Source organism: bacterium (genome assembly GCA_013360215.1).
Classification (GTDB): Bacteria; CLD3; CLD3; order SB21; family SB21; genus JABWCP01.
This window is the reverse complement of sequence record JABWCP010000039.1, coordinates 38,038-52,700: the sequence shown is the minus strand read 5'-3', so window position 1 is coordinate 52,700 and position 14,663 is coordinate 38,038. Positions and strand designations below refer to the sequence as shown.

At 44.9% G+C, this 14,663-nt stretch carries 8 protein-coding genes and 1 tRNA gene; all 9 read right to left on the bottom strand.

Annotated features, from left to right (window positions below; genetic code table 11):
- Positions 1 to 819 precede the first annotated feature (819 nt).
- Positions 820 to 1,461 (bottom strand): hypothetical protein, encoded by a 642-nt coding sequence (locus HUU58_15260; protein ID NUN47032.1) that lies wholly within the window; start codon positions 1,459 to 1,461, stop codon positions 820 to 822.
- Entirely contained in the window at positions 1,436 to 2,515 is a 1,080-nt protein-coding gene (locus HUU58_15255) for a hypothetical protein (protein NUN47031.1), read from the bottom strand. The genes HUU58_15260 and HUU58_15255 overlap by 26 nt, the downstream gene beginning before the upstream one ends.
- Positions 2,516 to 2,587: 72 nt before the next feature.
- Entirely contained in the window at positions 2,588 to 3,805 is a 1,218-nt protein-coding gene (locus HUU58_15250) for a restriction endonuclease subunit S (protein ID NUN47030.1), read from the bottom strand.
- Positions 3,802 to 5,298, bottom strand: coding sequence for an SAM-dependent DNA methyltransferase (locus HUU58_15245; protein NUN47029.1), 1,497 nt, complete (start codon positions 5,296 to 5,298; stop codon positions 3,802 to 3,804). Before HUU58_15245 ends, HUU58_15250 begins: the two co-directional genes overlap by 4 nt.
- A 3-nt stretch (positions 5,299 to 5,301) precedes the next feature.
- Positions 5,302 to 9,417, bottom strand: a complete 4,116-nt coding sequence (locus HUU58_15240; protein NUN47028.1) for a hypothetical protein — start codon at positions 9,415 to 9,417, stop codon at positions 5,302 to 5,304.
- A gap of 86 nt (positions 9,418 to 9,503) precedes the next feature.
- Positions 9,504 to 12,260, bottom strand: coding sequence for a DEAD/DEAH box helicase family protein (locus tag HUU58_15235; protein ID NUN47027.1), 2,757 nt, complete (start codon positions 12,258 to 12,260; stop codon positions 9,504 to 9,506).
- Between the two features lie 320 nt (positions 12,261 to 12,580).
- A tRNA-Val gene (locus tag HUU58_15230) sits at positions 12,581 to 12,658 on the bottom strand.
- A 152-nt stretch (positions 12,659 to 12,810) separates the two neighbouring features.
- Positions 12,811 to 13,779 (bottom strand): electron transfer flavoprotein subunit alpha/FixB family protein, encoded by a 969-nt coding sequence (locus tag HUU58_15225; protein ID NUN47026.1) that lies wholly within the window; start codon positions 13,777 to 13,779, stop codon positions 12,811 to 12,813.
- A 44-nt stretch (positions 13,780 to 13,823) separates the two neighbouring features.
- A complete protein-coding gene (locus tag HUU58_15220; GenBank protein NUN47025.1) occupies positions 13,824 to 14,570 on the bottom strand; it encodes an electron transfer flavoprotein subunit beta/FixA family protein in 747 nt (248 codons plus the stop codon).
- Positions 14,571 to 14,663: the final 93 nt, after the last annotated feature.

Here is a 14,663-nt window from a genome sequence, read left to right as displayed (position 1 = left end):
CTACGCTCGCAAGACTTCCTGCAATGTTCTATCACCAATCTCAATCCTTCTTTCCCTTCTATCCAAAGGGGGGTACGATGTTGCTTCCGTTTCCCATTTCATTGTAAACTTTTATTTGCTTTTATCGTTCAAATGTATGTATGTTAATGATGTCTTATTCCCGGTAGTCCCTGAAGCAATTCAAACTATCGGGTTTCGTTTTTTATGAGGGTTTCTAAGTCTATAATTTTCAGTAATCTGCTCAAAATTCATAGTGGTCTCCGATATTGCCACCAATGGTTTGTGGGTTTGTGTTCTCAAGGATTACAGAGCATCCTGTAAACTGACATAATCAATAAGTGCTGAATCTCCGAACGTGAATCACAAAGCCCCAATCTTGCACGCTGTGCTTGTCTTCCTTAAACAATCTATGCCTCTTTACTCTGCGCCGAAGGCGCATCGCTCAGGGCAAGTCAACTTACCAATTCTCCTTTAAATGCTCTTTGCATTAATGCTTGAAAAAGCAAATCCAATTCCTGCTCCGACGCGCGCTGCTTCGTACGCATGGCTTCAACTTTCTCGACAGTCGTAAACCTATAAGGTCTATCCTGACTATAGGTTTCGACCTGCCTGTTCCATATTCCCGCATTTACGTGTAATTCAATCAATTCCAATAGACCTTTTAGGTTTAACTCACCAACTTCACCTTAAACGCTCTCTGCATTAAACTCTGAAACAAATTTTCCAATTCCAGCTCCGACGCGCGTAACGTATTAAGTACTATAAGGATATTTTCAAGAATTTGAAAACACATCTGCATAATGCGGACAATCCTAATTGTCACGGCCGTTTGCCATCGATCCAAATCTTTAAGTTTTCGAGTTCTTTTTGTTGTTTTGTTATTTTTTCTTTTGCACTCCCCTGGTTAAGGTTATTTCGCGCTTCCAATATTGCATCCCTCATGGCTTGGATTTTCTTGTTATACTCCGTTTTGTCATTCGCGTTCATTTGCGAAACAACCGCTTGTATGCTTCCGTCGTTTTCCAAGTTCTTTATCTTGCCATCTAACTCGTCAAGCGTTTTCTTTAATATGTCTTGTTGCTTGTCCTGCGCCTTCCCATCAGTTGTTTGAGAATTTCCAACAATCGTTTTCCAGTCATCGGGTATTACAAAGCTGACTTTGTTGTCTCCTGTTCCATACTCACCATCCTCAATGAGTTTCCAATATTCTGACAGGTTTTCTGTCGTGATTGCCTTTTCAGTTACATGACTCAGAAGATCTGCACACTTTTGTTCCTTAGTAATCCCTTTGGGAGTATAGCATTCTGCGTAATTCCTCCTACAAACCGGTACCTGATTTTTTTCGCATCTAACTTCTAAGGGTTGTGTTCCACAAGAAGTTTTGGTTTGCGAATTGATTCCAAAGGAAGGGAAAATAAGCAAGTACAATCCGAATTTAATTTTCGTCGCAACTGATGTCATATAGACTTTGCTCCTGGTTTTTTTGGATTTTTAGTTGAATTCTGTTACTTCCTATAAGGCGCTGCCCAAGCAACGCAATGAACCTCTCAATTGACCGAGCCTTTAACTCACCCGCAACAATTTTTTTATTTTTGATTGTATCACAAGAAATGTAACGTGGAGCGAACCCAGTACCTCGCAATATTCCATTCACGGCATCATCGAAGCTCATCCCCTCAACTATGAACATGCCCACCTCTTCCTCTGGTGGTTCCACAGCCTCTTGGATGAAAGATCGGACCGTTTCATACAATCTATCCTCATATCCGTCTGGCTTCGCCATGTCAATATGATTCCTGTCCAGAGCGATTGGTAAACCATCGAAAGCCGTTAGAGTATATGTTCTCTCGACAATTTTGATAGTAATCATTGGTTTAGTTTCATAGAGAACATTAATCCTAGGTTGAAGTAACCCAGACTTCACCCTGCTATCAGCCAGTAGCTTCCAAGAATTATAATAAGCCTGTAATAGAGTGTTCATATCAGAAGATTTGAGATCTTTCAACTGTGGATTTGAGCTTAACCAAGATGTCAAATATGCAATAGTTGCTCCATGACTAGGGGTTGAAAGCAGTGTAATAGATTTTATTTTTGAATAGTCAGGTGTAGTCTCTGCCCTTAAAAGCACACAAATTCGCTGTGCAATAATTCCCCCCATGCTGTGAGCAATAATATGAACTTGATCATAGTCACGCAGAATACCCTTAGTTTGCAATTCTTGTTTCTTGGCAACCGAGACTTCTTCTATATTTGATGTTTTGGACAAGTATGGAGAGTCATAGTCAACTACGAAAACATCAAAATCTTCAAACTGGGGATCAGAAGAAATTAACATTGGCCATGCCTTATCCGTCTTACCCCACGTTGTGCGAGCATCGCCAAAAATACCATGATAGAAAATGACGATTTTTCTCTTTCCGGCCTTCTTCTGAAAGAAAGAGCCTTGATGAGTCGCAGTGGAAGGCATGCAAGATGCTATTGCGAGACAAAGAACGACTATTGATGTCTTCATCATAAGAAATGCTCCCCTATTTATACACTTAAAATGTTACAAGTTTTCCACTACCCACATTTCAGATTGCACTATTCAAGCAAGTACCAACTCCCCCTTAAACGCCTGCTGCATCAAACTGTGAAACAAATTTTCCAATTCCTGCTCCGACGCGCGCTGCCTGAAGCGCATGGCTTCGACTTTCTCGACCATCGCGGCGAATTTTTGCTGTAAGGAGAGAGGGGGAACTGGTATTTCAATCATTTTAATGTTACCTAAGCTTAAAAATGATTGAGCTCCACCAATTGAAAAGCGCTTGAGAAGAGCCTTTTTCATTCTTTGATCATTGAGAATGTATTCAAGAAATCGAGATTCCAGTTTCTGACGATTATGTTTGAGCAACGCAACATTCTTCATGCTGAATTCTTCATGCAGGTTGTTCATGACGGCGGTTCCAAGATTGACTCCAATATTTGTGTAAAGAACATCTCCGAATATAGGATTACACCTCCTATAGATTTCCTCATGAACATCTTGCGAAACAAAGTCCAGATTGCTGAAGTCAATCCTATGTGGGCGAATATTCTTTCCAGTTATGAACTTCACTCCTTGTGTTAGGCGTTTGGGAGTGTCGTGCGTACCATCTGTAATTCTATCACACAGCTCATCCATGGTCTCCTTTTCCCACCCCTTCGGATTTGTCACCGGATCGCCGAACATTTCGAGGAAGGCGGACTGGAGAAATTTTTCTGTGAGCTCGATGGTTTGGCGACGCTTTTCGCGCGCGGCGTCGGCTTTCTCAAGTATCACGGCGATGCGCTTCTGGATAGGAAGAGGAGGGAGAGGGATTTGAACATTCAACAATTGGTCTGTCGGTAGGTTCGAAATATTTGTAGTTTGCCTGGAAATACTTCTGAGAAGCGCTTGAATTTCGTCAGAATTCAAATAATGATAAAGATACGACGCGTCAAGGCTCTCACCATTTGCGCGAATAACGGAAATGAATCCCCCAAGTGTTGCCGGGACTTGAAGTGAGCGAATCAAGCAACACTTGCCAACCAAATTATTGCTATTGGCTGTTGATATTAGAATGTCTTTTTCACGCAATAACTTATCAGTCCTTTTTACTAGTGCCTTTGGAATATAGATAAGACTTCTCCAATCAACATTAGATTGGACATTGGCAGTACGTAAGCACACTATTGCATCATCAGAAGGAATATCAGTTTTTTGATGCGGCTTGAACGTAATACCCCTTATTAACAAAGCATGATCGCGTAAATTGACTTTGGGATAGTATTGAACAGTAGTCACTTCATCATCTCCCTAATCTCTTCCACATCCATCGCGATCCCTTTTTCCAATTCGACGATCTTATTCATGATCACATCCGGCTTTTCGTATTCGATTTCCGTGTGCACGATCTCTTTGTATCGTGAAATGGAAAGATCGTATTTATTTGCTCGGATATCGGAGACGGTCACTTTGAAGAATTTTTGATTGTCGATAGGTGATTCCGAATTTCTCAATCCCCAACTCTTCAGAATGTCCGGAATATCATTGGCCTCAACACGCTGACGTTTATCGTCGAGTGAAAATCCGTCGGCTTCCATATCGTAAAACCAGACGTTCTTCGTCGTGCCGCCCTTCTGGAATATCAGCACCGCTGTGGAAACGCCCGCATACGGTTTGAATACGCCCGAAGGCATAGAGATCACCCCTTCGAGCTTGCACTTATCCACGATGATCTTGCGGGTATCCACATGCGCATTGCTCGTCCCGAATAACACGCCGTCCGGCACGATCACGCCCGCCTTGCCGCCGTTTTTCAGCAGGCCGTAGATCAATTCGATGAAAAGCAGTTCCGTCTTGGTCGTGCTGGTGGTAAAACGCTCATTGATGTCGCTCTTGTCGATCGAGCCTTTGAATGGCGGATTGGCTAAAATAACGTCGTATTCCGATTTTTCGGTAAATGCCTTCGACATGGTATCGGTGTAAACGCAGCGCGGATTGTCAATGCCGTGCAGCATCAGGTTCATCGCGCCGATACGCACCATCGTGGAATCGAAATCGTATCCGGTGAGCGCGCGGCTTTTCAGGAATTGCATCAGTTTCTTATCCGCGATCTTATCGCCGATCAGGTGATGCGCCTTGCCGTCTTCGTCGCGTTCGATCAGGTCAGGGGTCGTGTTTTCTTCGAGAATTTGTTCATAGGCGGCGACAAGAAACCCGCCCGTGCCGCAAGCCGGATCGCAAATACGCTGGCCGATCTTCGGATCGACGAGTTTCGTGATCATACGAATGATATGCCGCGGAGTGCGGAATTGGCCGTTCTTGCCGGACGTGGTAAGCTGGCTCAACAAATACTCATACAGATCGCCCTGCACGTCCACGTTTTGTTCCGAAATGTGCATATCGTCGATGATCTTGACCGCTTCCTGCAAGAGCGACGCTTTCGGAATGACAAACACGGCGTCTTCCATGTGCTGTGTGAATGTGCTCGTCTCCCCGCCCACTTCCCGCAGGAAATCGAACACCTTATCGCGCACATGCTTGAGCATTTGATCGCCGGGCAATTGGCTCCAGTGCGACCATCTGCATTCCTTATTTCCGTGAAATACCGAGCGGTACGTTTCATTTCTCCGCTTAGCCGCGGCGGCGCGGGCATTGTCCATGTCTTCCAGTCTTTTCAGAAAGATCAGATAGGACATTTGTTCAATGGCTGTAATCGGATTGGCTATTCCACCGGACCAGAATTTGTCCCAGAGGGAGTCGATTTTTGATTTTAAGTCAGGGTTTGTGAGCATGATTTACTTGTGTTTGTTCTGCGCTTCAGTCATGTTACTGTCAATTATCATTTCGATCGTGTTATTGGACACCGTCGGAAATATATGTCGTATTTTTTCTACTGAATAACCAATTTCATAAAGATCCTTGATAGCCAGTCGCTGCTCTTCAGAAATCGTATCCTTTCTAATCTCGACCCGCGTACTTGCTCGTGCTTTTTGCTGCTGCACTGGAACTTTATACTCGTCTGAAAAAGATATACCATCAAGATCTTCATATTGCGGGATGTCATCAATAGAATAGCCCCACTCCGCAGAGTATTTTTCAAAGTCCTCAATTCCACGAGATGTGGATTTGCCACGTTCTATTTGCCTATTTTTACACCGCAACCAACGTCTTCTTGCAAATTCCAGATCTGCTTCTGATCCATATTTCTTGTGCTTCCAAATATTTTCATAAAATTCAAGAGAAAGAATCATACGATTTGATTTCTCAACTGACGTCCCAACTATCTTTATACTAAAAATTGATTCTGGGTGTTTGATATACCACTTCTCAATAAAATCTGCGATGGCTTTTTCGTTTTCTTCATTGAGTTTCGGTGATGATTTTGCAAATTCAAAAACAAATCGATTCTTTATACCTAAATCCAACTTTTTTATCTTGATATTACTGTTCAAGAACTTCAACACTTCTGTCCATCGGTTTTCATCTACGTAATGACAAATCAGCCGATGCGCCATTAACTCGTACGATATATCATCTTGTTCCTTTTCATAAACACTAAGCGCTTTAAAAAAATAGTCATACTTAGGATGAAACTCTATGAATTGAGGAAGGAGGTCAAACGCCTGCTTTTCAATAATAGCATTGTAGACTATTGTTTCATATTTTTCCTCAAGCAAAAGTGAATGCGTTTTCCATTGGGTTATTATTTCACTACCATTTTTTTGTTTGTGCAGCCATTCAATACTTTCCGGAAATGGCGAAAGTTGTGATTTTACAAAAACGTATTCGGGTGCATCAACCGGTTTGGGCGTGATTTTATTGAACTGTTTCAATGCTTCCTCATAAAGCCCTGCTTTGCATGCGAGTTTTCCAAGCTCCAAGTATTGTGACGTCGGGAGACCTTCTTGACTAATTGCCATAACTTTTCTATATGCATCGTTACCATCAGTTGTGTTGTCCATTTTCGCCAGCGCTGCTATCAGTTTCTCAAAAACGTTAATCCATGTCGGATTGTCAATTATATTATTTTTCCTGGGGCCGCGCATTTCATTCGAAATAAAATCAAGGAACTGTATACTGTCTGATCCACTTTGCACTCCCAGCATAAAATCTGACGCTCGGTACTCTGGATACTCCGAAAACGCAACATTTTTTACAACATTACTGAACAAGCCCCCCTGCCAATAGCACCCAAGAGCTTCTGTGTGTAAGGATTGTTCTTGATACAATTTAGCTGCTTCAGTATACTTATTTTCTATTTCATAACACAATGCCATACATCTTTTAGCTTCATCAGGTAAAGAAGCGCGCTCAAAATTTGCTGATGCTAGACGCAACTTATATGAACTCTTGGTTCTTCTTCCGTCCTCCTTTAAGTTCTTCGCTACTTCTGCGAGCTCTTCAGGGTTTTCCCGATCTTCGGACCATTTTCTATCTTTTGTGGTCTGGACGCCCGGCTGACAGAGACAGATATTTTTTGTCCCCCATGGATTATTCGGATCAAACATGGTTCTATACTTATCAATAAGAGCATCGGGGTTAGTCATCATTGCATTATTCCAGAATTTGCTAATGCCATCTTCTGTATCAACAATGATCAATCGCTTCTGAGCCCTGCTGGCTGCCACATATAGACGATTCATAAAATATTGCATGGGCAATAGCCTATCCAAGTCCTGTTCCTGAGGCTTTACGGAAGAGAGTGGGTCTAACAGAGTTGGGTAGTTGCGAACACAATCATCTCCGAACTTATAGATAACAACACGAGGGAATTCTTGACCTTTGGCAGCCATTGGACTTAAGAAGGTTCTTGGACGGTCTCCGGAAACCGACAATTCCTTTAAAATACTGTCTTTCTCGATGTAGTCTAATTCTTCATCTTCTTGACAGGGTAAGATAACCGTAATGCTCTCCTCCTCTCTTAGTCGATCAACACAATGCTGACTTTGTATATCATAAAATTCCGGAACTGAAGCATCCCTTTCAAACCAAGATACTTGTGGATGCAGCTTAGGTATATTAAAGAGAATGCCGCGAACTAAGAGTATGAGATTGCACACTCCTACGATGTGACGTGTCGAACGGTAACTGTTCTTCAGTTCTTGAGGATTGAATTGAAGCCGCCCTGATCCAGAAGGATCCAAATGTTGAACTATTCTTTCATAAAAAGCTGATGAAACTGATTCCCAATTGAATCCTGTTGGGTTGAGAGTCTGGAATGGGTCACCTGCAAATGAAAATGCGATATTTTTTATCTGATCCGGTAATGTCCGTCGTCGTGAAAAAAGATTCATCCTGAAAATAAGTTCCAATTCAATCCGAGTAAAATCTTGTGCCTCATCACAAAAAACGGCTGGATATTGGAAATAATCTGCCCCAACCTCATCAAGAACCTTGCGCGTCAGATCCTGATCATCCCAGTATTGCGATTTATTGCATAATGGATAATACCAACCTTCCCAACATTCATCATAAATTAAGTCAAATGTCTTCTGACTGACTGTTTTTCTCTTTTCCGGAAGATCAAAATAGGAATCCTTGTCAAAATAGTTATCCTCATCGTCACGCATGCCTTTGATGTATGTTCTAATAACATGCCATGCTAATTCGGCGTTGATTTTTTTTAGTTCATTCCGGAAATCACGCCTCATATGGTCTGACCATCTTTTCTTAAACTCTCCAAAATCAATCCTTTTATCTTTACGGAATAAGTTTGACTTTTCTGATGGCAGAGATTTTTTAAGAAAATCATGAAAAACTTCAAATGCCTGATCGAGGGTTTCCTCCAATTCCTGCTCCGTAAATACTTTTTTTTCTGCGGCAAATTTGTGGTTTGATGTCACTATTTTGACCACAGCGGCTCGGGCGTTTTCCAGTAGTCTCGGATTATATGTGAGATACAGGGGCGGCCGCTTTAGCCTCTGATCTTTCGACTTCTGAATATGTCGAAAAAAAAACTCTGCAAACATATAATGTAAGACCGTAGACTTACCGCTACCCGGTCTTCCATTAATGAACAGGGGAAATCTCTTTTCTTTGGGTCTCTTTGACAAGAAAACGGACTCTAGAATAACTGATTCCTCTGGAGAAAGGGCCAAATTGCCCTCTTTGTTAGACTCAATGGCACTCCACACTTCAAAATCATCAGCGAGTACTAATGCAGGATAAGATCTTCCGCTTTGTCTCAATAATTCGTCTTGGGACACCGTTGAATTCATTAAAATAGACGCAAATTGTTCCTGAATCTTCTGAATTTCTGATTGATTGGCTTTTGTAATCGGTGAAATCAGAAACAATATTTTTGATTCAGGAAAGTAACGGAATAAGATCTGTGCACTAGTTGAAGAGCTGATCTTTAATGTGTCTGTCGCATCCCCAAATATGCCACTAGCAATATTGTAGAAATCTGTTAGATATTGTTGGTATTCACCCTTGGAGATACGTTGGACCCATTCATGACTTTCGAACACAATGCCATCGTCAAAATCCAGGCTATTGCCCTGATCAAAAAGATAACTGTATTCTATGTCATTCGGCTCAGGAACAATTGGTACAGAATTTTCTTCTCTAATGCGAGCCCTGATTTCATCGGTAACTTGTAAATTTGATGGTTTAAGGTTTTCACAATACTCGACTTCTGCACCATGAAATTTCTCATATTTCGGAGTTCCCTTTTTCAAAATAGTAAGAAATACTATCGCCATTGTGGAGTCATCAACGATTCGCTTTTCTGCGACTAACCTATAACCCCCTAATTTCTTTTGTATGATAGGACTTGGCAAAAAATCTTCCCATGAGTCTACTGATTGATCGGCTTCAACCTTTATTCTCAGCTTCTCAATTTCCTTCGCAAAGCCCTTTTCTTGAGCATCTTTATGACAAGTTGTGGATATGAATACAAAAAAACGCATGTTACCTCCCATTATTTTGCAAATGTCTTTCCAAATAGATTAGAACAATGATTTATATATCACGAAAAAGTTCTTTACATCCATCTTCAAGCAACTAATCTTCTTGTTAACATAATCAATTCATCCACTTCCTCTTTCCCAAATAACTTCTCCACCGCATTCATTCCAAGATTCGTAAACGGTTCCTCATACAGATCGGCCAGTTCCAGTTTGCGTCTTTGCAGAAATACGCTTTGCACGACACGAAGAAAACGCGACTGATCGGCGTTGTAATTATGTTCCAGAATAAAGGCATCGAATGACCTTTGCACGATGGATGCGTAGGTCGGAAGCGACTCCAGGTGCAGGATATGTTTGAGAAAATCCACGAGATTCCCTACGCGCACGCCGAAAGCTTTGAGAATATTTTCTTCGTCAAGGCCGAGATGGATCAGTTCTTTTTCAAGTGTATCGTCTAAGTCTTCCAGATCGCCTGCCGTGATGGTTTCACCGGCTTTGAGCTTTTTGATCGTCGGATGTTTTTCGGCCAGTTCAAGGATCTTCTCCTCGACCTGCTTTTTGTATTCCTCGATCATGATCTTTTGCTTTCCGGTCTTGTCGCGCAGAATGATCCACCGGCGGGAATCGATGATGTCGTCGAGGCCGAGTTCGATGGGATCGGTTTTGATGTCTTCGGCCAGTTTCATCACCGGGGCGAGGGCTTTTTTGGCTGTGTCAAGACGTTCAAGCGTGAGTTCGGTCCAGAATTTATTGGCTAATATATTTTGGCGGTGTTCTTCGACCGCTTTTACCTGCGGCAGTGATGACGGCAGACGTGCTACGTCTTCACGAATGGATTCCATGAGCGCGGATAAGTCTTTTTTCTGCAGAAGAAACAGTTCCGCACGTTCCATCTTGCTGATGAAAAAGGCTTCTTTGGGATTGACTCCGGTGACGAACCGGAGCAAGGGCGCGATCCTGAGACGGAGCAGTTCGAGTTTGTCTTCCGTCAGATAAGCCCAGAAATCATCGTCCGTGACCTGCCTCAGGTCGCTCATGGATCTCTTTACGGTAAAAGAATCGGTTGGAATCCTGGCAATGTCCGCGCGTACGTCCTGCACGATGCGTTTGAGATCGGCGGAAGACTGGTCGCCCAGAAGAAACTGAAGTTTCTGAAGGCGAGTATGGAATATCGTGACGAGCACGGGCACCTGCGAAGGGCCTTTGTCGTCTTTGGGCATCATCTCGAAGTGTTCGAAATTCTCCCAGAAATCCACGATGAGGAAACTCTCTTTGCGGCTATTGGGCAGCCAGGCATAGTTTTGACAGGCTTCGTGCGGGCGCGTGCCGCGTCCGATCATCTGCCAGAATTTGATCTGCGAATTGACCGGCTTCATGAAGGCCAGATTCACGACCTCCGGCACGTCGATGCCCGTGTCGAGCATGTCCACGGAGATCGCTATGCGCGGCATGTCGTTTTTCTTGAAGGCATCGATCAGTTCGCGCGTGCGTTCCATCTTGCTGGTGATCACCTGCACCACCCGCCCCTGATGTTCGGGATACATTTTGTTGAATTCCTCCGCAATGCGCATGGCGTGATCCTGCGTGATGGCAAAGACGATAGACTTGCCCGGAAGCTGGCCGGTGGAATCTTTGTGACAGACTTCCATGAATTCCTCGATCTGTTTCCGCAGGGTGTCGCGGTTGGTCACTTTGCGTTCCAGGTCGGTGCCTTCGTAATTGATGTCCTCCGGATCAATGCCGCGCTCGCGCAGGGCGTTTTGTTCCTCCTCGCTCAGGTCCACGCCTTTGATGCCTTTGCGCTGGAATTTGGTCTGTGCGGAATAGACGTTGTAGTCTACCAGATATTCTTCTTTGACGGCATCCTCGTAGGAATACAGGAAGGTCGGGGCGTTATTTTCGCAATCGAAGAATTTGAATGTATCGCGGTCGATGAATTGCGCCGGAGTAGCCGTAAGGCCTATCTGAACGGCATCGAAATAGGCCAATACGTCGGTGAATTTATTGTATATCGAGCGATGGCATTCGTCGGTAATGATCAGATCGAAATCACCGGGTGTGAATTCCTTGAAACAGATCTCCAAAGTCTGCAGCGTGGATACGAAGACCCTTTTGGTTTTGTCGAGGTCGTAAGTTCGTATACGTCCGCGGGCTTCGTTGGGCAGATGGCGTTTGAGTCCGTCCGTCATGGCCTGTTGCACCAAGGCATCACGGTCAGCGAGGAACAGAACCCTCTGAGCGGCGCGGGCCTGCAGAAATACGTCGATCAGGGCCATCGTTGTGCGCGTTTTGCCCGTTCCCGTAGCCATGACAAGCAGGGCTTTACGTTTTTTCTTTAATTCGATGGTCTCGGAGATGCGGCGAATTGCTTCCGCCTGATACGCGCGGTCAACGATGGATTGTTTTATCTGAATCGTGCTTAGCGGAATGCGGTTTTGTTTGATCCAGAGCAGGCGTTCGAGATTCTCACGTGAAAAGAACCCGGCAACGTGGCGCGGTGCTGATTCCTCGGTATCCCAGAAGAAGATATCCGTGCCATTGGCCATAAAGGCAAACGGTCGGAAGGATTGGGTTTTAGCGATCTTAGTGACGTAATCTTCAACCTGCTTCTGCCCTACGCGGGCATCGCGGCTGGTTCGCTTGGCTTCCACGACGGCCAGAACTTCGCCGTTGGCGTGGTAGAGGCAATAGTCGGTGATCCCCTCTTCCAGCTTACCGTCGTATCGGTCGACCGGAATTTCAAACCCCACCTGCGACCGGTCGGACAGATTCCATCCGGCTTTTTTAAGATCGGGATCGATCAGGGAATAACGGGTTTCAGCTTCGGAAATGGATTTAGGCAAAATACGAACCCCAAAGAGAAAGGATTATAAGCAATTTCGTAGATGAAAAGAGAATAATCAAGAAAAATGCTTACCAAAGGATACTCGTATCATAAATGGAATCTATAGATTATGCTGGCGATTATAGCTCACAATGGAACCATGAACAACTGTTGCTTCAATGATATCGAATAGGGTATATATATTAAAGCGCTGATAGAAATATTCATGAGATAAATTGGCAATATCCCGCTTATGTTTAAGAATTGGTGGGCAATATCCCGCTTCAGGCGGGATGGCCTTTCGCGTCTAAAGAAATATATAGAAATATGTTTAAGAATTGGTGGGCAATACTGGATTCGAACCAGTGACCTTTCGCGTGTGAAGCGAACGCTCTGAACCAACTGAGCTAATTGCCCGAATGTCGTACGAAGATAAAATAAAAGCCGGTCAAAGATAGGCGGCTAAGGCTTATTTTGCAATGATTTTTTCCGCCGGCAGATATACTTCATAAACAAAAAAGGGCTGATCGCTTATGCGTCAGCCCCTGGCAAGCTAAAAATAAATCGGACTATTTGCCTTTGATCTTACGCACTTGGGCGGTCATGGCAGGCAATATCTCCATCACATCGCCTACGATACCGTAGTCGGCGATTTTGAATATCGGCGCTTCCGCATCGCTATTGATCGCCACGATGTATTTGGAACTCGACATACCGGCCAAATGCTGAATGGCACCGGAAATGCCGCACGCGATATAGAGTTGCGGGCTGACCGTTTTACCGGTTTGACCGACCTGCTCTTCGTGCGAACGCCATCCGGCGTCTACGACCGCACGTGATGCGCCGTGGGCGCCACCGAAAGCTTCGGCCAATTCCACGACCAAGTTCCAGTTTTCAGGCGCTTTGAGCCCGCGTCCGCCGGAAACGACGACATCGGCTTCGGTGAGCTCGACTTTTTTACCGGATTCGACGACCGTGTTTTTTACCGTAGCACGGATGGGGGCCATCGTCATCGAAAGATTTTCTACTGCCGCGGCCGCACCGGACTCGGTTGCTTTAAATACATTGGGGCGAATCGTGATCACTTGGGTGGCCGTCGTAATGCGCAGTTTTTGGAAGGCTTTGCCGGACATGATCGGGCGGGTAATGGTGATTTTACCGCCTTCGACGTCCAAACCGGTGACATCGCTCGCGATACCGGCGCCCAGACGTGCAGCCGTACGCGGTGCGAGGTCTTTGCCCATCGCCGTCGCACCCAAAAGTACCACCGAAGCATTTTCTTTTTTGACGGCTTCGTTCAGAGCTTGCGTGTAACCTTCGGTCGAATAGTTTTCCAACGCCGCGTTTTCTGCGACATAGACTTTGGAAGCGCCGTATTTGCCGAGTTCGGCGGCTATACCGGACACGTTATTTCCGATGACTACGGCGACGGCCTGCGTACCGAGTTTATCGGCCAGACGTTTGGCCTCGGCCACGGCTTCGAAAGCCGATTTCTTAAAAGCGCCGCCGCGCTGTTCTGCAAATGCTATAACGGACATATATACTCCATATTATTTTTTTTGTTGATCGGATCGTGAACCGCTTAGATGACTTTGGCCTCTTCGTGCAGTAAGCGAAGCAACTCGGGAACCGCATCGGCGCCTTTGCCGACGATTTTGCCCGCAGGACGTGCCGGTGGCAATTCGATCGCTACGATTTCCGTCATCGCCGGAGCTTTAGCCGGGTCTTTTTTATCGATGGTTTTTTTCTTGGCCGCCATGATGCCTTTGAGGTTAGGCAAACGCGGTTCATTGATTCCTTTTTGGGTGCCGATTACGGCCGGATACGAAAGTTCGACGATCTCTTTGCCGCCTTCGATTTCACGTTCGCAGGTGATCGCTTTGGTCTCGGCCTGGACATCCAGTTTGGTAACCACCGTGACGCAGGGGAGATTCAGCTTTTCAGCGATCATTTGCGGCATGACGGAGCTGTCTTCGTCAATGGCTTGTTTGCCGAAAAGTACCAAATCGTACGCGCCGGTTTTGATTTCTTCCGCCAGTGCATGGGCTACATCGCCGTCAAACGCATCGGCTTTGAGCAGGATCGCTTTGTCCGCGCCCATAGCCAAACCTTTACGAATGTCATTTTCCGCGCGATCCGTACCGAGCGTCAGGATCGTCACTTCACCGCCAAATTTTTCTTTGAGACGAATGCCTTCTTCGATGGCAAATTCGTCATAGGGGTTGACCACAAAATTGGCCGCCGAAAGATCCACAGACTTGCCGTCGGCGCCGATTTTTACGCGCGTTTCGCTGTCCGGAACTTGTTTCATGCAGACGATAATATTCATTAAAAAATCCTCCGAAATAATATGTTAAAATATGCAAAATCACATAGGCTGTACGCGCGCCGAAGATAGGCAAAATACCCATCGCGGTCAAAT

Bases quoted from the DNA above. Each gene is read 5' to 3' on its own strand.
- HUU58_15260 (NUN47032.1), bottom strand. From the start codon at position 1,461: ATGACATCAGTTGCGACGAAAATTAAATTCGGATTGTACTTGCTTATT.
- HUU58_15255 (NUN47031.1), bottom strand. From the start codon at position 2,515: ATGATGAAGACATCAATAGTCGTTCTTTGTCTCGCAATAGCATCTTGC.
- HUU58_15245 (NUN47029.1), bottom strand. From the start codon at position 5,298: ATGCTCACAAACCCTGACTTAAAATCAAAAATCGACTCCCTCTGGGAC.
- HUU58_15240 (NUN47028.1), bottom strand. From the start codon at position 9,417: ATGCGTTTTTTTGTATTCATATCCACAACTTGTCATAAAGATGCTCAA.
- HUU58_15225 (NUN47026.1), bottom strand. From the start codon at position 13,779: ATGTCCGTTATAGCATTTGCAGAACAGCGCGGCGGCGCTTTTAAGAAA.
- HUU58_15220 (NUN47025.1), bottom strand. From the start codon at position 14,570: ATGAATATTATCGTCTGCATGAAACAAGTTCCGGACAGCGAAACGCGC.